We start from the raw sequence: 22,136 nt of genomic DNA, 5'->3' as shown, positions 1-22,136 counted from the left end.
CTTAGTCCAGGGCATCCGGGTTGGCCCGCAGCATCAGGCGGGCCAGTTCGGCCGCCGATGAGATGCCAGCCTTTTCCATGATGTGCTGGCGGTGGATGTGCACTGTCTTTTCACTGATGTTCAGGGCGCTGGCAATCAACTTGTTGGGTCGGCCTAGGGCCACCAATTGCGCTACCTCGCGCTCGCGTGGCGACAGGTGGGTCAGGGCCAGTTGCGCCACATCACGGCGCTGTGCCTCATCCAGCGTGTCGGTGCAGTGCCGCATGGCGGCCGCTACCGAATCCAGTACTTTTTGGTCGTTGAACGGTTTTTCGATGAAATCAAAAGCCCCTGATTTCAGGGCCTGAACGGCCATGGACACATCGGCGTGCCCGGTCATGAATAGAACGGGGACGGCAAACCCGCGCGCATGCAGCACCTGCTGCAATTCCAGCCCACTCATGCCGGGCATCCGGATATCGAGCAGCAGGCAGCAAGGACGCGACAGCACGCTGGCTACCGGCAAAAATTCGGCCGCAGAGGAGAACAGTTGTACGGTCCAGCCAACCGACTCCAGCAGAAAACGCAGCGAGCGGCACAGTGCCGGGTCGTCGTCAACGACATAGACGATCGGTTGTTCAGGCAGGTGTAACATGGCAAGGTAGGGAAAAAGAGAAACACATGCCGGGGCCTTGCGGGTTCATCTCAGCCCACAGGCGACCGCCGTGTGCTTCGATGATGGTTTTGCAGATCGGCAAGCCCAGCCCCAAGCCGTCTGGCTTGGTGGTGAAAAAGGGTTCAAACAGGTGACTCAGGTCGTCCGGCGTCAGCCCACAGCCCTGGTCAATGACATGCACCAGTTGCCGATTTTCTACGCTTTCGATGCGCAGAAAAATACCCTGGCGCTCAGTGGGCAGGTCGCGACCGGCATCGATGGCATTTTTGAGCAGGTTGAGCAAGACCTGCTGAATCTGCGGCCCGTCGGCCAAGACGTCGCAGCCCGTGCCGGTCACGTCTTCAATGAGGATGGCGGGCGGGTGCATCAGCATGCCCAGCAGCAAACGACGTGCTTCGGCGGCCAGTTGCGCCACGTCGACCGGCTCGCGGACCGCGGGGCGCTTGCGGGCAAAGTGGCGAATGCGTCGCACGATGCCGCTGGCGCGTTGCGCCTCGTTGTCAATTTCAGTGCAGGCCTCCAACACCGCCTCAGGGCTCAGTCGGCCATCGGCTTGACGACGCAACACGCTGCGCGCGTAATTTCCGATGGTGGTGAGCGGCTGGTTTATCTCATGCGCCAGGTTGCTGGAGAGTTCACCCAGGATGGACAGGCGCGACAGGTGCTCCATTTGTTCCTGATGGCCCCGCATGCGCGCTTCAGCGGCTTCGCGGGCATTCAGTGACTCACGCAGTTGTGCCGTTCGGCGTAGCACCAGCTTGTCAACCCGAAAGGTGTGGATGGCCCAGGCCACCAACACCAGCAAAAAGCCCAGCAGCCAGGGCCAGAAGCGATGGAGCAAGGCTTTTGGTGTGTTTTCCCGAAGGAAGGCGTAGGGTTCCATGCGAAGTGTGCGGTACAACTCATGCACCGGCTGGTAGTCTGCAGGCACTGACCAACTCAGGCCGCCGGGTGTGTCAGGCATCGCCAGGAGTGCCCGGGCGACCCGCTTGGCCAGCTTGTGATCGGTGGTGCGGGTGACGGCAATCGGCCAGTCAGGGTAAAGCGGTGTCGACAAGGCGCACTCAAAACCGTCCTCGTGGCGCGGTGACAGCACCCGGAAGTCTGCCATGCGGAGTGCTCCCTGGTGCGCCAGTTGTTCAGCCAGACAGGTGCGGATCACCCCGGCATCTACGGCACCGCTTTGCACGGCCGCAATGATTTGCGTCATTGGCAAGCCCATAAAGCGTATTTCCTTGAGGTCGGATTCCGGATCGATGCCTTGGCGCAGCAGCTCACGCGCCACCACCAGATAGCCGCCAAAGGCCTGCGGTGCCACAGCGGCCAGGCGTTTGCCACTCAAATCTGACAACGCTTTTAAGTCGCTTCGGTCGGCGCGAACAATGACCACCGAACCAATCGCCTTGGCGGGGGACAGGGCCTGCGGTGAGGTCAGGGTGGCAATCCGGCTCAGTCCGAACTCATACTCCATGGCGACGTAGTAGCCGGGGTTGGTAATGACCATGTCCACGCGCTGCTGCGCAATCGCCGCACGCAGCCCGCCGGCATCAAAATTAGCCAGACGGAACTGGTAGGTAGGCAATGCGCCATTGAGGTAACTGAGCACGGGCGACCAGTCTGCGGTCGACTCGCGTTCGCCCTGGTAAGCAAACACACCAATGACAACTTCTTTGGCAAGCACTGGTGTTTGGCCAAAGCTGCACGCACCCAGCAGGATGAAAACTGCCTTGAAAAGAAAAGAAGAACGCTTGGCCATGATGTGCTTCAGTGCGGTGGGGGCAATGGCATGGCGTATTCAGACAACGCAAGCTCGGCACTGACCTATGCCACCCCTGGCGTCTTACAAACTTTCCAGTGCCTTGTGAACTTCACTGACCGACAAAATCTCGGACAGAACCACGGGTGCCCGGCCAGTTTGGTACAGCACATACACCGGCACGCCGTTGCGTCCCAGTTGTGCCAGCGCAGCGGTGATGGCCGGGTCGCGGCGCGTCCAGTCGGCGCGCAACAGGGTGACTTTTCTGGCGGCAAAGTCGGCCAGTACCTCGGCATTGGCCAAGGTGGTTTTTTTGTTGTACTGGCAAGTCACGCACCAGGCGGCGGTGAAATCCACAAACACCGGCACACCCGTGGCCAGCACTTGGTCCACCTTGCCCGGCGCCCAAGGTTGCCACAGTGCAGTACTGGTAGCGGTGTCTGGATTTTCTGAAAGCTTAGTGACATTTTGGCCTATAGCAACCGTCAATAGTGCGAGAACAGCTATTGAAAAAGTAGCAACAAAGAAGCGACCACGCCCGCGCAAGCCGAACGCCCAGATCATCAGGGCCAGCGCCAGCAGCAAGGCCAGCAGGGCGGTAGCCCCGTCAATGCCGCTTTGCTGGCCCAACACCCACACCAACCAGACCACGGTGGCGAACATCGGGAACGCCATGGCGTGTCGGAAGGTGTCCATCCAGGCCCCGGGACGCGGCAACAGGCGGGCCAGCGCGGGTGACCAACTGGCCGCCAGATACGGCAGCGCCATACCCACACCAATGGCTGCAAAAATGGCCAGCGCCTGCGCGGCGGGCAAGGCCAGCGCCAAACCAAGCGAGGCACCCATGAACGGCGCCGTGCAGGGCGAGGCAATCACCACAGCCAGAATGCCCGACAAAAACGCATCCACCGACGGGTTTTTTGCCTCCAGCAAGGCCACGCTGCTGGGCACAAATTGGCCAAACTCAAACAAACCAGCCAAATTGAGCCCAATCACGGTGAACAACACGGCCAGGGCCGCCACCACGGCGGGTGACTGCAGCTGAAAGCCCCAACCCAGTTGCTCGCCCGCGCCACGCAAGGCAAGCATCAGCGCGCCCAAGGCGACAAATGACAGCACCACACCCGCGCTGTAGGCCAGCCCACCCACGCGCTGGCGGCGCTGGTTGGTGCCATGGCGTGCAAAGCCCACCACCTTGATGGCCAGCACTGGGAACACACAGGGCATCAGGTTTAGGATCATGCCGCCCAAGAGCGCACCGAGCAGGGCCAGCCAGAGCGATGTGGGCAGGTTTGCCGCAGCACCGACAGGCGCGCTGGCGGCAGAGGGGCTGACGTTAGCCGGTGTGGCTGCAGCGCCACCCAGCGGAGCCATGGCCGGCCAGTTGCCACTGACTTTGGTCTGTACGGTGAAGCCCAGGCGCTCTTTACCGGCCACGCCGGCCAGCACCAGCGGCATCACCTCCGGGCTGGCGCTGCGCTGCTTTGAGATCGGCACAGCCGCTGTCCACACCGCGCCCTGCCAGCTTTGTGTCCACTGGGCAGCGGTTTCAATCACCTCGGGGGTTTCAGGGAAAAAATCCAGGATTTTACCTTGCAGGCTGGTGGGCAGGCCGGCCACAGAGACGTACAGGGTGTGGTCTTTGATCTGGATGCTGCCAGCGTCCTTGAGTGGTTTTGGTGAGGCTTTGAAGGCGGCATCAAACTGTGCGCCGTTGATGCCGGTGGAGCTCCGCACGGGAATCCGCAGCACAAATTCACCGTCTTGCGGCACACACTCAAGTTTGCACACCAGCCAGCTGGCTTGCAGCTTGATTTCCAGTTCGGGGCTTAACGCGGAGGGTTTGAAGTCTGGCGTGATGGTGAGTGGCACGGGCAACAACACCGTGCCTTCATAACCATAGTTGGCCAGGTTGCCAATTGGCAATTTTTGTGGCACCGGCCAGGCAATGTCGCCGGCCAGCACGCCGGGCGGCAACTTCCACTCCAGCGTGGTGGGCTGGCCTGAGTCGCCGGAGTTTTTCCAGTAAGTGTGCCAATGTGGCTGGTGAGCGAGTTGTAAACCCACCCAGACAGTTTTGCCAGGGTCAACGCCATCAGGCGCGTGCGCCATCAACTCGGCACGCACCTGTTCGGTGGTGACCAAATAATTTATGGAATTTTGGCCTATAGCCCCCGTAGATATTGCGCAAGCAGCTATAAAAAATAGAGCGTTGAAACGCTGCGCCAAGCGTGTGTTGAATGTCATATTTAGATAAGATGCGTGGCTGATGGCAAAGTTCCGGGGGGATGTTGCCGCGCGCTACGCGTCGGCGTTGTCAGACGAAAACAGTGAGGACTGCTCTGCTGGTTTGGCAAAGACCGCTGGCAGTTTGGACGGGGCCTTGATGCGCAATTGCTTGTTGACATTTTCCTGCCCGAACACCACCTCAATGGCTGACACACTCACGCCAAACAGCGGCGCAAGAAAGCGAACCATGTGGTCGGTGGCCTTGCCGTTCAGGGGTTTTGCAGTGACGCTGACCTTGAGTTGTGTACCTTTTGGTTTGCCTATAGCGTCTTTGCTGGCGCTGGGTTTGCCCAGAATGTTCACCACCAGCACGTCACCGTCCCATGCAAAGAAGCTGTCGCCGGTCAGGTTGCGTGCGCGTTTTTCAGTCATGGCTGGATGATAGCGACCTCTACAATTGCGTCCTTTTGAGTCTCTACGCCATGTCCAATTTGCCTTCCTGTCCCCAATGTTCTCTTGAAAACACTTACCCGGACGGCGATAACTACGTCTGCCCGGATTGCGGCTTTGAATGGCCTCAGGCCGCTGCTGCCTCTGAAGGTGAGGCTGACAGTGGCCCCATCAAAGACGCCAACGGCAATCCGCTGGCCGATGGTGATACCGTGATTTTGATCAAAGACCTGAAGGTCAAGGGCTCGTCCATCGTGCTGAAAAAAGGCACCAAGATCAAAGGCATCCGCTTACCTGAGGGCGCGGGCGACCATGAGGTCGATTGCAAGACAGATCAGGGTGCGTTCATGCTCAAAGCTGAATTCATGAAGAAGGCCTGAGCCCTAATTGCGTGATCTTTGCCCCAGCGCTGGGCATGGGCCGTCTTCACTTCAAGCCCTCTCTTCAAGCTGGCACTTGTGTTTCTCCTGACAGTTTTGTTGGCTTAAAACCGGATGTTCCACGATGACCCCATCTTCACGCTTCTGGGCTGACCTTACCACGATGGACTTCGAGCGCTTACGCGCTTGTGGTGATGCCGCACACACCATTGCGGTGCTGCCGGTCGCCGCTATTGAGCAGCATGGCCCGCATCTGCCGCTGAGTGTCGACACGGTGCTTATGGATGGCATTGTGAAAGCCGCTTTGCCGTTCTTGGTCGCTGATTTGAAGGTGGTTTTTTTGCCCACCCAGGCCGTGGGCCTGAGCCCGGAGCATGCGCGCTTTGCCGGCACCCTGAGCCTGAAAACCGAGACCGTGATCCGTCTCTGGACCGACATTGCCGAGTCCGTGGCGGCCAGCGGCATCCAAAAACTGGTGCTGTTTAATGCGCACGGCGGCAACGTCGGTGTGATGGACCTGGTGGCGCGTGACCTGCGCGCCCGCCTGAACATGCTGGTGTACAGCGTGAGTTGGTTCAACCTGCCGTTGCTGGACGCCCAAGGCGGCGATGTCAACGCGCTGTTCAGCCCACAAGAGCACCGCTTTGGCATTCACGCCGGCGACATCGAGACCTCGATGATGCTGGCGCTTGACCCCGCGCATGTGGACATGGCGAAGGCGCAAGATTTCCACTCTACCTCGCAAGACCGGGCGCAGCAGTTTGCCATTCTGGGCAACGGCAAAAGCGCCAAGCTGGGTTGGCAAATGCAAGACTACAACCCGGCCGGCGCTGTTGGTAACGCGGCCAACGCCACGGCTGACAAAGGCCACGCCATGGTCAATTCGGCAGCGCAGGCACTGGCCCAACTGCTGGCAGAAATTGACCGTTTGCCCGATGACACATTGCGTGCCTGTCCCTAAGCAAGCAGTGAGTGTGTGCTGTAGGGCCGACGTGCACCGACCATGGCCGGTACACGTCGGCGTTGTGGAAGCCACCCAGAACGAATTGATGCTCCCATGATGGCCACCTACGACCTGTTCGCTTTGGGTGCGGCCGCTTGCTGGGCGATGGGTAGTGTCATGTCTGTGATGCCGGCGCGCCATTTGGGCGCTTTTGCCTTCACCCGCTGGCGCATGCTGATGGTGGCATTCATGCTGTGGACGGTGGTGGCATTCAACGGCACATGGGACAGTTTTGACAGCCACGCCTGGGGCGTCATGGCCATCAGCGGGTTGATTGGCATTTTTGTTGGCGACACCGCGTTGTTTGCCGCCATGAACCGGCTAGGGCCTCGTCGTGCCGGGGTGCTGTTTGCCACCCACGCGGCATTCAGCGCCGCTTTGGGCTTCGTCTGGCTGGGTGAACGCATGAATTTGCAGGCTCTGGCTGGCGCCGTGTTGACGCTGGCTGGCGTGATGCTGGCCATTGTGCTGGGCCGCCACAAGGACGAAACCCATGCCTGGGAAGCTGACCGGGGCCACGTGGGCGCGGGTGTGGCGCTGGCGCTGGTGGCGGCGTTGTGCCAGGCGGTGGGCTCGCTTATCGCAAAACCGGTGATGGCCATGCAGGTTGATCCGGTGATGGCTTCTGCGGTGCGTGTCACCGTGGCCACTTGTGCCCATTTTGTGCTGCTGGCGGCAGGCTTGCAGGCGGCGCGCGCCCACACGCCGCCTACCTTGCGGGTGCTGGTGCAAACCGGCTTGAATGGTTTTATTGCCATGGGTGTGGGCATGACACTGGTGTTGCTGGCGCTGGAGAAAGGTGACGTGGGCATGGTTGCCATCCTGTCGTCGGTGTCACCGATTTTGGTGTTGCCCCTGTTGTGGTTTCAGTTCAAACGCCTGCCCGCCCTGGGTGCCTGGGTGGGCGCTACGTTGACCGTGGTGGGAACAGCGCTGATTCTTTGGCGTTGAGTTGGTCGGTCAGGGGGGCGTCAATGACAGCCTGAAGGACGATGCAGTGATGTACATTGCTAGTCGTGAGCAAACTATCCCACACACGCGACAAAATTTATAAAACGGTTGCTCGGCAAATGCACGGAGTCGTGCCCTGCTGGGTTTGCGGTGAGCATGTGTTCCCTGCCGCAGCGACGCTGGAGCACATCAAACCCTTGAGCGAAGGTGGCAACAGCCACTTGGAAAACCTGGCTATCAGTCATGACGTTTGCAATAACCGGCGTCACGCCGCTGGGACGGTCACGGCTTCATCGATTTTGGAAGGCGGTGTACAGCGCCGAAGTGAGTTCAATTCAGCCATTTGAGTTTTTCGATATCGAGCGCAAATCGACGAATGGACAGCAAAGGCTCACTGTCAAAGCTACCGATGACCGCGCCGATTCTTCAAAATTGGCGACCCTTTCATTCAAGGTATAGCAAGTCTGTTGGGGGCGACAATACACTTTCTGAAACCTTTGAATGTGATTGGTCGATATAGGCTTGCGTCACTAATCGCGTCCAATTTTGTATTTCAACAGCCACTGACTGGATTGCCGGCTACAATTGCTGCACTGCAACATTTTTACCAAAGGCCCACCAATGTTTAAGAACACCCCCTTCGAAGCCATCGCCAAGACCATGTCGGAATCGGCTCCAAAATTCAATGCGACTTCAATGCAAGACGCTATCAAGCCAGCTCAGGAGAACCTGAAGGCATGGGCTGACCTGGCTCAAAATCAGGCAAAAGAAGTGCAAGCTGCTATTGCTGAAACCGTGGCGTCCATCAAGGACATCAAGGACCCTCAGGCCGCTTTTGAAATCATGAAGGCTTCCGCCGAAGCTGGCATGGCCATGTTTGCCAAGAACCTGAAAGAAGCAACTTCCTTGAGTGTGGGCCAGTTCCACAGCACGGTTGATGCGGTAGAAAAAGCCCATCCTGCACCAGAAACTTTTGCTCCTGTAGCCAAGAACCTGAAAGCCGCTGCAACGACTGCCGAAAGCACGCTCGACACAGTCATGGAAAAAGGCGCGGCAGCTGTCGCATCCGTAGCACCTGCTTCCAAAGCAAAAAAGGCTCGCTAATTAGCGACCTTCAGGGTGGTAGCCTTCGGCCGGTTGATTGCGGCTGATGGAGAAGGGCGGTAACCATCGCATTTCTGTTCACCCTGGTTTGTATTTTTGAAAAACCCAGCCTTCGTGCTGGGTTTTTGAATTGGTACCTAGGATGTGCAGCCAGTTTGCTAGCAAGCACAGGCGCCTGCTTGACTGCGGCTGATGGCAACTAAACCTCCCGTCCGCTTGCGCCTTGACGCCACTGGATCTTCTGACAGCCGAATTTGAAAATATAAAGTTCTTTTCAATGCCTGCCCAGTCATGGATACCGGGGGGCAAGGTGACTGAAGGCGTGGTCACAAGGCCTGGCCCGTTGAAGCCCTGATGCGTTTGCCCTGAACATTGCCGTCACCGCACAACCTACCTAGCGCCTCCCTTCTTCAACATGCCCACCATGGCTGCATATCCGCGGGCTTTGGCCAGCGCCAGCGGCGTATTGCCCTCGCGGTCGGTCAACCGGGTGCTGGCACCGGCCGCCAGCAGCGCCTGTAACACCGCCTGATGCCTGGTACCACCCTGGCCCAACACAATGGCCTCGATCATGGCTGTCCAATGCAGGTTGTTGACATGGTCAAGTGGGGCACCCGAAGCAATCAACTGCCTCACCAACCCGTCGTGCCCCAAGTGGGCAGCCGCAATCAGCGCGGTGCCGTCATGTCGGCTGGTGATGAGCTTGGCACTGGCGCCCAAGCCCAGCAATACCCGCAAGGTGTCTTCATCATCGGCCACCGCCGCAACTGTCACCGCGTCGTAGCGGTCGTTTTCCAGCAGCTCAAGGTTCGCGCCCGCCAAGGCCAGCGCACGTATGACCTCTGGCTGCCTGGCAAACGTGGCCACATGCACTGGCGTGCGGCCAAACAGGTCTCGCGCAGTGACCCTGGCACCGCTGGCCAGCAGCTTTTTAAGCTGCACCAAATTACCCTTGTGCGCTGTGCCGCATGCAAGCCTGTGTAACGCGCGGCCTCTGCCGCGCTGGGGGCCACTTGGGCTTGGGCTGGGCCTGCAAAGGCTGCCACGGCCAGGAGCGCGGCCATGGGCCTGACGGGAAATGGGTTTTTGCTTGCCATGTCTTGTCTAGGTTGGGTTGAAGCTGGCTTACTTCAGCATGTCTTGCACACTGGCAATGCCTGCCATGGCGCATTTTTCATCCAGATGGCCGCCGGGTGCACCACCCACACCACCTGCGCCAATCACTTCATTGCCCACCTTGCATCCAAACAGGAAAGGACGCTGTATGCCAAAAACTAGCACTAAGCCCACCGGCACAGACTGGGAGCGCGTCAAACGTGAGGCCGCCGCTGATGCCCCCATTGATGACCAGGCCGGGCCGTATGACCCGAACGACCACGCCGCCGTGTCGGCCTACTGGCAAAAGGCAACTATCACCCGTGGCCGTGGCAGGCCGCCCGTGGCAGTCAAGCGCCCGACTTTGAACATGCGTGTAGATGCTGACGTGCTGGACGCATTCAAGGCAACCGGGCCGGGCTGGCAGACCCGTATCAATGCCGTGCTGCGTGACGCCGTGGCGCATGGCGTGGTGAAGTCATAGCAGTCATGAACATGCACAACCCCGCATACCCTGGCAAACTGCTGACCGGCTGGCTTGATGACCTGGGCGTGAGCGTAACTGCCTTCGTTGAGCACATTGGCATCAGTCGCGTGATGTTGTCGCGAGTGCTGCACTGCCATGCCGCCGTAAGTGCTGATATAGATTTCTTTCAGCGCAGTAGTTTCCGTGATCGTTACGAAACCATCCTTACCCGGTAGCGGGCGGGCTGAACTGCTGGCGCTGTGATCTGCCTACATGGTGCATACGCGGTGGAATTGTTAAACCCTGCCTGCGCCCGTGCCTACATGTTGAAACCAAAGAAAAGTCCACTATCATTTTAATAGTAGACTTTGGTGTGCAGTAATGCTTATCTTGGTGGGAACTGAGAGATTCGAACTCTCGACCTACGGATTAAGAGTCCCTATCATGGCCATTTTTTCACCATGCAAAATTAACTCTACAAGCTGCTGGATTTGATGTCAATAGCATAAGTCATTGTTTTTTAACACAAAAATACTTTAAAAATGTACTAACGCTATAGCACTATTTAACAACACTTTGCGTTTATACGGTTCTATTCGGACTCTGTCTGGCAACCGGTCTGGCAACAAGAGAATTGCGGACTACACTGCAGTGATGAAAAATTCACCGAAAGCAGACCAAGTGTTAGAACCCAAAAAAACGATTGGGCAGACTCTTAACGATCTTAAGCAAGGATCGTTTTTTACCATTGACAAGGTGAAGCCTGTAGGGGCGTTGCAGGCAAGGAAACAAGGTGATGGCGCTGTCATGTTGTACTGGCGCTATACAGTTGGTACCCGCGAAAGCAATAAAAGCGAGCGGATAAAAATCGGCATCTACGATTCAACTGCACCTGTTAAAAGTCATACACCGGGAAAAAAAGGCTATAGCGTCCTGGCCGCTATGAAATTTGCTGAAGCTATGGCAATTGAACATGCCGAGCATAGAGAAGAAGGTGGCAGACCAGCGCTGAAGCTGGCCGAGCTCGCTGCTGCAGTTGCAGAGGTCGCAAAAGCGGAGAGCGAAGCAAAGCACACGCTCATAAACCTTTTATACGGTTACTGCGATTTGCTACAAACACGAGAGCAAGTGAGTCATAAGGATGCGAGAGGCATTTTTAGACTGCATGTTGCTGAAGCGTTTCCTGATCTAGCCAAAGCGCAAGCTAACACCATCACCTCTAAGCAAGTGGCAACCATACTTAGAACGCTTACAGAAGCAGGCAAGCCGCGCACAGCCAACAAGCTGCGAGCGTATGCGGGTGCAGCGTACAAAATCGCACTGACAGCGGAGTTTGATCCATCTGTTCCCATCGCATTTCAAGACTTCAATGTAATCGTGAATCCGGTTTTAGCGACAGTGCAAGACAAAAAAGGGAACCAAGCTGATAAAAACCCGCTAACACCAACTGAGATGATTCAATACTGGATGATCATTAAAAATGTGAAGGGCATTAAAGGTTCAATACTTCGCTTTCACCTTTTAACAGGTGGTCAACGTATTGAACAACTTGTAAATCTGCTTTGTCAAGATGTGAATAAAAGCGAAAAATTCGTCAAAATTTATGACTCAAAGGGCAAAAATCACGTCAAACGCGAACATTTTGTACCGCTTTTACCAGAAGCCTTAGCCGAATTGCAAAGCATTGAGTCAAGCGGAACCTATGCATTGACAACGGAAACAGGTAAAACCCATGTAAACGCCCTTACGCTGACAAGATGGGCCAGTGCTGCTGTTGGCACCAGCATTGATGAATTTAAGCTAAAACGTGTCAGAAGTGGGGTGGAAACGCTATTAGCAAACCAGCAAGTGAGCCAAGAAACGCGGGGACGCTTGCAAAGTCACGGCATTACAGGCATTCAGAACGCCCACTACAACGCTTACGACTACACAATTGAAAAACACCAAGCTTTGCAAACATTGCTCGACACGTTAAATGAAAAGATTGAAATCAGAAAATACGATAGCGCTGAAAAATCGAATTTGGCGCAAAACGCAAGGTTGGTTTAACCTGTTTGGTATTCTCCTATGCTGATCCGAAGATTCGAACGCATTCGGTTTTCCATCACAACAATGCTGTCAGTGAATTGCAACAACGGTTGAACTTTTGAGTGTGATCAACGAATTTGATGGCCTATTGGTCACATTCGGTGATGGGCACCATTGGCAACGAATATCATCGGTTTGTCGAACTGCCACAACAGACTTGACCGTCAATATCAGTGACTGCTTCAGAGTCAGATCTACTTCGTCTGTGCAGCGTTACCGGTCGGTCACCGCGAGCCAGGAATTTCTGTCGGGTTCTCTTGAGCGGTCATTGCCGGTGCTCGCCCAGTTTGGGCATTCATCGGTCCCAGGCACGCGGAAGCTGTCGCTCAACTGAGGACGCCATTTTCCTCAGCCGACGGACTCTTGGGCAGCGGTTACTGACGTAGGTCTTCCCCGAAAGCTCGCTCCAGACCCGACATTCACCCCAGTAGTCTGCCTGTCAGCAATAGGCATTGATTTCGTGGATCGTTGCACCCGCCAACGACCAGACCTGGTCTTGGTTGCGAGCCGATTATCCGCCCGGTCTTCAATTGAAAGTTGCCGATTACTGGCCCCATCTGCCAAGATTCAACGCATAGTGACGCTTGTTCATTCTTGACGATTGCGTAACCAACAGCATCAAGAAGAAAGCTGTTTCCCCAGTCACGAATAGCAAGGCAGGTTTGTTAAAAGACTGCATCCAGTGCAGTCAGCGCATCGAATTGGCACAACGATGAAGAATTTACGCACCATTGACTAGACGTTGGTTAATGAAATTCAACTCCCGTCTCGCTCATGCCAAGGTCAGTGGAGTAAAAAGGAGCCAGATGGCGGCGTGATCGGGCACCAGTCACAAGCCTATCCTGTAGTCCAAGATTGGAACGGGAGGGGCAGAGAGGATGTACACAGACGTGGACCTATACGCCAAAGTCAGACGCGCGGTCATGGTCGATGCCATGAGCGAACGCGCTGCAGCAAAGAAGTTTGGCATCAGTCGCAAGACCGCCTCCAAGATGGTCAACCACGCGGTGCCACCAGGTAGCTTCCGTAGCGGGAATTGAAATCTGAACCCCAAGCCTTTTATCTGGACCCAGAGCGCTCGCGACATTTTGCAGAAGATCATCCGGGCAAACGAAAACTTAAGTTCCAATCAGAATGCAACTCTGCACTACGTCATTGTCTTCTGATATCGGTCGCTGGACGGCGTTGTTTCAACGCAAAGTTCAAGCGAAACAGGCATCTTTCTCTTGTCATTAAATCGCGGTATGCTATCTAATTTGTAGCCGAATGAGGTGCGCGGCGATCCCGAGCTTAGGCCGCGAACGACGGATCATCAGAGATGACCGACCGTGCAAACAACAGGAGTGAGGCCGGGATCGAGGTGCCCTCAGACAGCGCTTCGCCCGTCACGCTGTAGCGCTGCAAACTTCAGCCACGACCCAAACGCGATGCCATGCCTGGCGAGAGCCAAAGGCTGCTGTCGGCATCAACGATCAGCGCATCCAGTCCGGGAATGCTCGCCACTCTGGCGCGCCCAACATCGGCGCCCGCCACCATGATGGCGGCACCCAGGCCGTTGATTGCCTCCAACTGGTCGCTGATAAGCGCCACCCCATGCGGTCCTTGGGTCGGGTAACCGGTTCTGGGGTCAAGAATGTGGTGCATCCGCTTGCCCTGGTGCATCACAAAACGCTCGTAATCCCCGGAGGCCGCGACAAATCCCTCGTTCAAGGAGACCGCTCCGAGCAATTTGCCGGGTTGACGCGGGTCGCGTAGACCGATCCGCCAGGCGCGGCCGTTCAACTGGCCCATCACCAACACGTCGCCACCGCCATTGATCATTGCGTTGACCACCCCGAGGCCCTGCAATTGCGTCATGCCAGCTTGGAGAATGGGAAGTTTGGCAATCCCGCCCAAATCCAGGCGCATGCCTCTTTTTGTCAGGTAGGCAGTGCCAGCGCGTTCATCGATCAGCAAGCCCTTTTTTTGATCGACCAGGTTTAATTGCTCTGCGATCTGCCGTGCTGTGGGGATGGACGGATGGCTGGGATCGAAATTCCAATTCCGCAACGAACCGACCGTGGCATCAAAATCGCCGCCACTGGACTGCCCGGCCCGGCGTGCCATCAAAAGTACCTGTAGCAGTTCCGGGGAGACCGGCACGGGCTGCAGGCCCGCAGACAGATTGATGGCATTGAGCACGCTGGTGCTGCGATAGCGGCTCATCATGTTGGCCAGCCGCTCCATCTCTGCAAATGCCATCTCAGCTGCATAGGGAAGCGCGGCGGTATCCAAGCTCTGCAGCGTCAGGTCAACCCGCGTACCCATCAAAGTTCGCGAGGATTGGTAAACATCGACCTTGGCCTGCACTGGCGCCACGACCAAGCCAAAAGCCATCAGCGGCAAAGCCAATACCAGGCGACGTCGGCCGTGTTGGATAAGATTTGACATCTGCGAACGAAAAGTATTTCTCGAAGTGAGATCAGCGTGACTGATCTACCATGTACGCCACCGCAGCCTTGACCTCATCGTCGGTCAGCTTGGGGGAAGCACCACGCGCGGGCATCTGGCCCTTGGCACCCGTAAAGCCTTCAAGCGCGTGCTTTTGCAGCAGTGGCAAGCCCTGGGCAATTCGAGGACCCCAGTCGGCCTTGTCACCCGGCTTTGGCGCACCCGCCGCACCAACCGCATGGCACATGGCGCAGACCTTGCCATAGACCGACTTTCCAACCGTGTTTTCAGCGACTGGAGCGGCGACGGGTGTGGGCTCCGGGGCGGCAGTTGGTGCAAGCGCTGGCGCAGCCGTATCTGCATCTTTTTGACCGCAAGCGGCCAACAGAACCAAGCTCAGTGCCGTAAGAAGTTGGGTGGGTTTATTCATTGAATCACTCCTGGGGTTGAATGGACGACGTCACGAGGACAAAATTTTCTGCAAGTGCGTCACGCCTTTCAGTGCGCTGAAACACATACATTTAAACATACATTCATTTTACATGACTCTTATAATCACATGCTTTGATATGGATCAAAAACATAGATGCATTTAAGATGCATCATTCAAACCATGGAGACTCCGGCAATGGCTGCCTGGTTTCTGACATCAGTGAAACACTTAACCCATCAGGAGAAATCATGAGCGAAGACAAGACGCAGAAAACCATGGCAGCGGCGATCATCGGACGTCGCCGATTCATCAACACCGCCGCACTGGCCAGCTTGGTGGGTGTGGTGGGCTGTAACGAGAAGTCGGCCTCGACGGCGACGCCGGCGGCGCTGTCGGCGTCCGACGCCAAACCCGGAAATGGGTCAGATGGCAATGTCGACTACAGCAAGTACGAGGTGCATCCAGGACAGCTCGACGACTACTACTCCTTCTCATCCGGCGGACATGCAGGCGATGCCCGCATCTACGGCCTGCCATCCGGCCGTTTGTTCAAAATCATTCCGGTCTTCAACATGGACTGCCTGGTAGGCTGGGGCATCACCAACGAATCGAAGAAGATTATCGGCACCAAGGCGGACGGCAGCGTCAAATACCACACGGGTGACACGCACCACATACACCCCTCATACAAGGATGGCACCTACGACGGCAAGTACATGTTTGTGAACGACAAAATTCACGGCCGCTTGGCGCGCATACGCATGGATACGATGGAAACCGACAAAATCGTTGAGCTGCCGCTGGTGCAGGGTTTCCACGGAACCTTCCCGGACAAGCGCGACCCGGTGGATCCCGCCATCAACTACACCACACGCGTTTTCTGCGGTAGCGAATTCAGCATCCCCCTGGACAACAACGGCAAAAACATGGATGCCACGGCGGACTACCGCTCCATCTTCACCTGTGTGGATTCCGAAAGCATGGAAGTGCGCTGGCAGGTGCTGATAGACGGCAACTGTGACCTGGTCGCAAGCTCCTACGACGGCAAACTCGCCTGCACAAACCAGTACAACTCCGAAAACGGCGCGCACTACGAAGACATGATGTCAGCTGAGATGGATTCCTGTCTCTTCTTCAACATTGCGCGCATCGAAGAAGCGGTCAAGGCGGGCAAGTTCAAGAACTACGGCGGCTCCAAGGTGCCGGTGGTCGATGGCACCAAGGCGGCCAACCCCGATCCCAAGACTGCGTTGACTTGCTACGTGCCGGTGTCCAAAAACCCGCACGGTGTGAACGCCAGTCCGGACGGCAAGTACTACGCCTGCTCAGGCAAACTCTCGCCGACGGCCACGTTGATCGAGCACGCACTGGTGCTCAAGTGGTTCGACGGCGAGCTCAAGGATGCCCGTGAAGCCGTGGTGGCAGAGCCAGAAATTGGCCTGGGCCCTTTGCACACCGGCTTTGACGGCCGCGGCAATGCCTACACCACGTTGTTCCTCGACAGCCAGATTGTCAAATGGAATGTCGAAGCCGCCATCAAGTCTTTCAAGGGCGACAAGACGGCCAAGCCCGTGGTGGACCGTCTGGACGTCCAGTATCAGCCAGGTCACGGCTTCACCTCGATGGGTGAAACCAAGGATGCCGATGGCAAATACTTCCTGTCGGACAACAAGTTCTCCAAGGACCGTTTCTTGCCCGTTGGCCCGCTGCACCCCGAGACGGCGCAGCTGATCGACATCAGCGGCGACAAGATGAAGCTGGTGGCCGACCACTCGGTGTATTCCGAGCCGCACGACTCCATCATCATCCCGCGCAACCTCGTTCGCACGCGCCAGGTGTACGACATCAACGAGTTCCCGAACGCCGTCAAGGACGCCAAGGATTGCCGCGTGGAACGCAAGGGCAAGAAGGTCACCGTGTACCTGACTTCCCAGGCCCCCACCTTCGGCCTGCGCGAGTGGACGGTCAAACGCGGCGATGAGGTGACCATCATCCTCACCAACCTCGACAAGGTGGAAGATCTGACCCACGGTTTCGCGATTCCAAAGTACGACATCAACTTCATCGTCAATCCGCAGGAGACCAAGTCGGTCACCTTCATCGCAGACAAGCCGGGCGTGTACTGGTGTTATTGCACCAATTTCTGCCACGCGCTGCACCTTGAAATGCGCTCGCGCATGCTGGTCGAGGCGTAAAAAACCTCGCTCCGGGCAGCGCGGTCACCGGGCTGCGCTGCCCTTTTTTTTGTTTGGATATCTGATGCTTTTGCCGAAATTTCGTCTTTTGCCGATTCTTTGGATCGCGCTCATGGTTGCGCTGACGGCGCTCACTCCAGACGCAAAGGCAGCGGGCACGGGCACCTACGAGGCTGAACTTCCGGCCGGACTGGCGACCGTCTCCGACATGTGCGCGCTGTTGCCGTGCAAGGCGGTGTTCCCGGGTGCCACCCATTTTTCAGAACGCAAGGGACAGCCGCCCTACGTTGAGGCCTACGACAAGGCCAGCGAAGGTCGCCAATTGCTCGGCTATGTGATGCTTTCGACCGACATCACCGACACCCCTGCCTACTCGGGCAAGCCCGTGGTCACACTGATCGGCATGGATAAGACGGGCCACTTCGTTGGTGTCAAGGTGCTCAAACATTCCGAGCCCATCCTACTTCTGGGCATCCCCGAGTCCGCATTGCTGAAATTCAACGACCAGTACCTAGGGAAGTCGATCGCTGACAAGATTGAAATTGGTCAATCACGCCCCGACGAGGACGTGGTGGGACTAGACGCCATCTCCGGCGCAACTGTCACGGTGATTGCGCAAAACCAGGTCATGATGGCTTCGGGCTCGGCTGTCGCGAAGCAGGTCGGCATTCTGGCACCCACAGTGCGTGAGCCAGCGCGCTACAAAGTTTCTGGCGATGCGCTCACCTGGGACGAACTGGTGGGGCGCGGCGCCGTGCAGCATCTTCGCGTCATGCCTGAACAGCTGGGCCAGGAACGCAGCGCCTACCCCTTCATCGAACTGTGGTTTGGCGACCTCAGCCACCCCGACATTGGCAAGAGTGTGCTCGGCGCCGCCGGTTGGGACAACATCAAGCTGCAACTCAAAGAGAACGAACACGCGATCTTCATCATCCGCACCGCCGGACGCGAATCGTTCAAAGGTTCGGGTTTTGTCCGCGGTGGTCTGTACGACCGTGTCCAGGTCAGGCAGGGTGCTGATTCGTTCACCTTCCGCGACCTCGATTATTTGAACCTTTATGGCGTGCAAGCCTCAGGCTCGCCCAAATTCAACGAATCGGCCATCTTCATCATCCGTTCCCAGGCGTTTTCAGATGCCTACCCCTGGAAGCTGAGCCTGCTGGGCAACCGCGTCGACCGCGCCACCGGCGCCCGGAGTTTCACCAGCTTTGACACGTCCTACTGGCTGCCGGGCTCCATGCTCGACGGTGGACGACCCAAGGTGGTTGAGCCCGATGCTCCTTGGGTCCGCATCTGGAAATCACGTGCGCTTGAAATTGGCTTGTTCATCGTGCTGCTGTTGGCGGTTGGCGTGGTCTATGCGTACCGCGAGCGGCTCACGCGCCTTTCAACTCACAAAAATAAGTGGCCGGTCAACGCCTTCAAGTACACCGCCTGGGGCCTCTCCATCGTGTTCGTGGGCTTCGGCGTCATGGCGCAGCCCTCCATCACCCAGGTGCTGACCTGGTTTCATGCGCTTTTGTTCCAGTGGACCTGGTCGCTATTTCTGTCTGACCCGTTCATTTTCCTGTTCTGGATCTTCATCATCGTCACGGTGTTCCTGTTCGGACGCGGTTTGTTCTGCGGCTGGATGTGTCCGTTTGGTTCGCTGTCGGAGGCCATTTTCAAGGTGGCGGGCGTGGTGGGATTCAAACGTTTCCAGGGACAGCTGCCCCAGCGCTGGCACGACCGGATGAAATGGCTGAAGTACATCATCTTCTTTGGCCTCATCGCGGTGTCGATGTTCTCCATGGGCCTGGCTGAAAAACTCTCCGAGGTCGAGCCCTTCAAGACCACCTTCCTGGTCGGCATCTTGAACCGCCCGTGGCCTTATGGCTTGTTCGTGGCTGCGATCCTGGGCTTGTCGATCTTCATCGAGCGACCTTACTGCAAGTACATTTGCCCGCTGGGCGCGTCACTGGCCATGCCCAGTACCTTCCGCTGGTTTGGCCTCAAACGCAAGCAGGATTGCAACAGCTGCAAGGCCTGCGCTGTGGGCTGCGGCGCACAGGCGATCGACGCCGATGGCCGCATCGACCACCGCGAATGCCTGCACTGCCTAGACTGCATGATCTTGTACACCGACACCAAGGGCTGTCCGCCGCTGGCCAAAGAGCGCAAACGCCGCGAAAAAGATGGCCTGGAAATGACGCCCATCGGCAAGAACGGCTATTTCATTCCGATCTACCCCGCCACCAGCTTCACCGAGCAGATCAGCGCAAAGGCTGTGAACGGTCCTGACCCGCGCATGCCCACGCCACCCGTGCTGCCCGCACACAAGAATGGCGCACATGGCCTGCAGTGGTTGTGGCTGGAGGTGCGCGATCACCTGTGGCCCTGGAGCGCCGATGGCTGGCGGTCGCAGCGCGCGCTGCAGATGGCGGGCATCTCGCTGGCCATCGCGGCCACGGTGGCCTGGGTGATGACTGCCATGGGCACCTTGTCTTCTGGTGCCATCATTGGCTGGTGGTTTGGCTGGAGCGTTTACGAGGTGCTGATCCGCCTGTCAGGCAAGCGCTACGTCAAGGATGGCCTGTGGTGGCGTGACCACTACCGCCAAGCGGGTGTGGTGGACATGGTGAGTTATGTCGGCTTCAAGAACCTGATGATTGGCGCCGCGTTTTTCCTGCTGTTCAAGTCGATGGGGTGGCTGGTGCCATGAAGCGATTTGTGTACGACGCGGTCTGCGCCATCGTGCTGGGCCTGACCACCCTGACCGCGCTGCATGCCGCCACAGTGCTGGTGCAGCCGGGGCAGGACCTGCAGACCGCCATTGCCAGCGCTGCTCCCGGCGACGTGATCGAGGTGCAGCGCGGCCACTACCGTGCCAACCTCCTGATTGACAAGCCGCTGACCTTGCGCGGCTTGGACCGGCCCACCATCGACGGCGGTTTGACGGGGGACACCATCCGCGTGACAGCGCCGGATGTCACGATTGAAGGTCTGATCGTGCGCGATTCCGGCAGTAGTCTGCAGAAACAGAACGCCGGCATCTACCTCTATCCCGGTGCGGACCGCGCCGTGGTGCAGAACTGTGACCTGACCTACAACCTTTTCGGCCTGTGGGTCGAGAAGGTGAAGGATGTGCGCATCGAAGGAAATACCATTACCGGCAAGCGCGACTTGGACTCGGCGCGGCGCGGCAACGGCATCCAGCTCTACAACACCAAGGGTGCGCAAATTCTGGGCAACAACATCAGCTTCGTGCGCGACGCGCTCTATGTCGATGTCTCCCACCACGCCACGTTCCGGGGCAACAAGTTGCACCACAGCCGCTACGGTACGCACTACATGACCTCGTACTACAACGTATGGGAAGACAACGACACGTATTACAACCGGGGTGGATTGGCGCTGATGGAGGTACGCGAGCAGACCGTGCGCAACAATCGCGCCTGGGGTAATACCGACCACGGCATCATGCTCCGCTCGGTGCAGGACTCGTTGATAGAGGGCAATGTGGTGGCAGGCAACAAACGAGGCTTTTTCATCTACGACGTAGAGTATGTTGAGCTGAAAAATAACCTTGTGGTGGACAACGTCGTTGGCGTGCACCTGTCGGCCGGCTCGACGCGCAATGTGGTCGAGGGCAACGACTTTATCGCCAATCGCGAGCAGGTGCGCTATGTCGGCGCCCGCGATGAAGTATGGGGCGCCCAAAGCGGTAACCACTGGAACAATTACCTGGGCTGGGATCGCGACGGCGATGGTCTCGGCGATGTGCGCTACGAGGCCAATGACATGGTGGACCGGCTGAACTGGCGCTACCCCAGCATGAAACTGCTGCTGGCCAGCCCGGCGGTACAAGCCCTGCGCCTGGTAGGCCAACAGTTCCCGATACTGCGTGTGCCCAGCGTGGTCGATCCCAAACCGCGTATGCAACCGAACAACAAGCAATGGAGTAAGTGGCGTGACAAACATTCCCATGGCCAGTAGCCCGCCGGATTTGGGTGGACCCGCGATTCAAGCGCGCAGCGTTGCCAAGTACTACGGTGCCCTGCACGCGGTGGACGGTGTGGACCTGACCGTGCAGCGCGGTGAAATCTTTGGCCTGATCGGTCACAACGGCGCGGGCAAAAGCACACTCTTCAAAATGATGCTGGGGCTGATAGAGCCCAGCGCGGGCGACATCCTGATTGATGGCGCATCGGTACGCGGGCGCGACTTTCGCGCCGCACGTCGCCACATTGGTTACCTGCCCGAGAACGTAGTGCTGTATGACAACTTGAGTGGCCTCGAAACGATGCGTTTCTTTGCCAAACTCAAGGGCGCGCCAAGTGCGCAATGTGTGCCTACATTGGCGCGGGTCGGCTTGGCGGATGCTGCAACGCGGCCGTTGCGAGAGTACTCCAAGGGCATGCGCCAGCGTCTGGGGTTTGCCCAAGCGCTGCTGGGCGCGCCCAGCGTGCTGTTTCTGGATGAACCTTCCAACGGCCTGGACCCGCAAGCCATACGCGACTTCTACGCGACATTGCGCGGCCTGCGCGATGAAGGGGTCACCATCCTGATCACCTCACACATCCTGGCCGAGTTGCAGGAGCGGGTGGATCGACTCGCCATCATGTCGGTCGGCAAAATTCAGGCAATGGGCAGCGTACAGGAATTGCGCAACCAGATGCACCTGCCGCTGAGCCTGGCATTGCGTTTGGCACCCGCCGATGTGCTGGCGGCGCAGCAGGCGGTCGCCCATCTTCCGGCGGTGACCAGTACACCGAGCGCAGATGGGCTGCGGATGAGCTGCCCGCGCGAGGCCAAGATGGCCGTGCTGGGCGCGCTCATGGGCCTGGGTGCCAAACTGCTGGATCTGAAAATCCAGGAGCCTTCGTTGGAAGATGTTTTTTTTGGTTTTTCGGATTGAGGTA

General features: G+C 57.6%; 19 protein-coding genes and 2 pseudogenes. 13 read left to right on the top strand and 8 right to left on the bottom strand.

Annotated features, from left to right (window positions below):
* Position 1: 1 nt before the first annotated feature.
* The 4 genes from PHQ58_RS11980 to PHQ58_RS11965 form a co-directional block, all read right to left on the bottom strand.
* Entirely contained in the window at positions 2–634 is a 633-nt protein-coding gene (locus PHQ58_RS11980; protein ID WP_300111240.1) for a response regulator, read from the bottom strand.
* Positions 618–2,411, bottom strand: coding sequence for a sensor histidine kinase (locus PHQ58_RS11975; protein WP_300111238.1), 1,794 nt, complete (start codon positions 2,409–2,411; stop codon positions 618–620). The genes PHQ58_RS11980 and PHQ58_RS11975 overlap by 17 nt, the downstream gene beginning before the upstream one ends.
* An 84-nt stretch (positions 2,412–2,495) precedes the next feature.
* Entirely contained in the window at positions 2,496–4,523 is a 2,028-nt protein-coding gene (locus PHQ58_RS11970; protein WP_300111350.1) for a thioredoxin family protein, read from the bottom strand.
* A 189-nt stretch (positions 4,524–4,712) separates the two neighbouring features.
* Positions 4,713–5,072 carry a DUF167 family protein gene (locus tag PHQ58_RS11965; RefSeq protein ID WP_300111236.1) on the bottom strand — a complete coding sequence of 120 codons (360 nt, stop codon included), beginning with the start codon at positions 5,070–5,072 and terminating at the stop codon, positions 4,713–4,715.
* 50 nt (positions 5,073–5,122) lie between these two features.
* Between PHQ58_RS11965 and PHQ58_RS11960 the strand changes: the two genes are divergently transcribed.
* The 5 genes from PHQ58_RS11960 (at position 5,123) to PHQ58_RS11940 (ending at position 8,528) form a co-directional block, all read left to right on the top strand.
* Complete coding sequence (locus PHQ58_RS11960) at positions 5,123–5,470, top strand: zinc ribbon domain-containing protein YjdM (RefSeq protein ID WP_300111235.1); 348 nt, start codon at positions 5,123–5,125, stop codon at positions 5,468–5,470.
* Between the two features lie 124 nt (positions 5,471–5,594).
* The gene (locus PHQ58_RS11955; protein ID WP_300111234.1) at positions 5,595–6,431 is read left to right on the top strand and encodes a creatininase family protein; all 837 of its coding nucleotides are present in this window, start codon (positions 5,595–5,597) and stop codon (positions 6,429–6,431) included.
* 96 nt (positions 6,432–6,527) lie between these two features.
* Positions 6,528–7,424 (top strand): DMT family transporter, encoded by an 897-nt coding sequence (locus tag PHQ58_RS11950; protein ID WP_300111233.1) that lies wholly within the window; start codon positions 6,528–6,530, stop codon positions 7,422–7,424.
* 119 nt (positions 7,425–7,543) lie between these two features.
* A complete protein-coding gene (locus tag PHQ58_RS11945) occupies positions 7,544–7,771 on the top strand; it encodes an HNH endonuclease signature motif containing protein (protein ID WP_300111231.1) in 228 nt (75 codons plus the stop codon).
* A gap of 274 nt (positions 7,772–8,045) precedes the next feature.
* Entirely contained in the window at positions 8,046–8,528 is a 483-nt protein-coding gene (locus PHQ58_RS11940; protein ID WP_300111229.1) for a hypothetical protein, read from the top strand.
* A 390-nt stretch (positions 8,529–8,918) separates the two neighbouring features.
* Here the strand turns inward: PHQ58_RS11940 and PHQ58_RS11935 are convergent.
* Together PHQ58_RS11935 and PHQ58_RS11930 are read right to left on the bottom strand one after the other, a co-directional pair.
* A pseudogene (locus tag PHQ58_RS11935) lies at positions 8,919–9,592 on the bottom strand (ankyrin repeat domain-containing protein).
* Positions 9,593–9,653: 61 nt separating this feature from the next.
* A pseudogene (locus PHQ58_RS11930) lies at positions 9,654–9,767 on the bottom strand (heme-binding protein); the annotation flags it as partial.
* A 25-nt stretch (positions 9,768–9,792) separates the two neighbouring features.
* Between PHQ58_RS11930 and PHQ58_RS11925 the strand changes: the two are divergent.
* The 4 genes from PHQ58_RS11925 to PHQ58_RS11910 all read left to right on the top strand — a co-directional run bounded on the left by PHQ58_RS11925 (position 9,793) and on the right by PHQ58_RS11910 (position 13,217).
* Positions 9,793–10,107 (top strand): BrnA antitoxin family protein, encoded by a 315-nt coding sequence (locus PHQ58_RS11925; protein ID WP_300111227.1) that lies wholly within the window; start codon positions 9,793–9,795, stop codon positions 10,105–10,107.
* An 11-nt stretch (positions 10,108–10,118) separates the two neighbouring features.
* Positions 10,119–10,325, top strand: a complete 207-nt coding sequence (locus PHQ58_RS11920) for a hypothetical protein (RefSeq protein ID WP_300111226.1) — start codon at positions 10,119–10,121, stop codon at positions 10,323–10,325.
* 415 nt (positions 10,326–10,740) lie between these two features.
* Positions 10,741–12,138: an integrase gene (locus PHQ58_RS11915; protein ID WP_300111225.1), complete on the top strand. Its 1,398-nt coding sequence runs from the start codon at positions 10,741–10,743 to the stop codon at positions 12,136–12,138.
* Between the two features lie 917 nt (positions 12,139–13,055).
* Positions 13,056–13,217, top strand: coding sequence for a hypothetical protein (locus PHQ58_RS11910; protein ID WP_300111223.1), 162 nt, complete (start codon positions 13,056–13,058; stop codon positions 13,215–13,217).
* Between the two features lie 367 nt (positions 13,218–13,584).
* Here PHQ58_RS11910 and PHQ58_RS11905 read toward each other — a convergent pair whose 3' ends face one another.
* Together PHQ58_RS11905 and PHQ58_RS11900 are read right to left on the bottom strand one after the other, a co-directional pair.
* Positions 13,585–14,607: an FAD:protein FMN transferase gene (locus PHQ58_RS11905; protein ID WP_300111222.1), complete on the bottom strand. Its 1,023-nt coding sequence runs from the start codon at positions 14,605–14,607 to the stop codon at positions 13,585–13,587.
* Positions 14,608–14,638: 31 nt separating this feature from the next.
* A complete protein-coding gene (locus PHQ58_RS11900; protein ID WP_300111220.1) occupies positions 14,639–15,037 on the bottom strand; it encodes a c-type cytochrome in 399 nt (132 codons plus the stop codon).
* A 251-nt stretch (positions 15,038–15,288) separates the two neighbouring features.
* Between PHQ58_RS11900 and nosZ the strand changes: the two genes are divergently transcribed.
* From nosZ to PHQ58_RS11880, 4 genes are all read left to right on the top strand, one after another.
* Positions 15,289–17,235 (top strand): TAT-dependent nitrous-oxide reductase, encoded by a 1,947-nt coding sequence (nosZ, locus tag PHQ58_RS11895; protein ID WP_300111218.1) that lies wholly within the window; start codon positions 15,289–15,291, stop codon positions 17,233–17,235.
* A 112-nt stretch (positions 17,236–17,347) separates the two neighbouring features.
* Positions 17,348–19,936, top strand: a complete 2,589-nt coding sequence (locus PHQ58_RS11890) for a NosR/NirI family protein (RefSeq protein WP_300111348.1) — start codon at positions 17,348–17,350, stop codon at positions 19,934–19,936.
* Entirely contained in the window at positions 19,933–21,210 is a 1,278-nt protein-coding gene (locus PHQ58_RS11885) for a nitrous oxide reductase family maturation protein NosD (RefSeq protein WP_300111217.1), read from the top strand. Before PHQ58_RS11890 ends, PHQ58_RS11885 begins: the two co-directional genes overlap by 4 nt.
* The gene (locus tag PHQ58_RS11880; RefSeq protein ID WP_300111346.1) at positions 21,200–22,132 is read left to right on the top strand and encodes an ABC transporter ATP-binding protein; all 933 of its coding nucleotides are present in this window, start codon (positions 21,200–21,202) and stop codon (positions 22,130–22,132) included. Before PHQ58_RS11885 ends, PHQ58_RS11880 begins: the two co-directional genes overlap by 11 nt.
* Positions 22,133–22,136 lie beyond the last annotated feature (4 nt).

The organism is Rhodoferax sp., assembly GCF_028688795.1.
Taxonomy (GTDB): domain Bacteria; phylum Pseudomonadota; class Gammaproteobacteria; order Burkholderiales; family Burkholderiaceae_C; genus Rhodoferax.
Note: the sequence above shows the minus strand (reverse complement) of the source record. Positions and strands in the feature narration are given on the sequence as shown.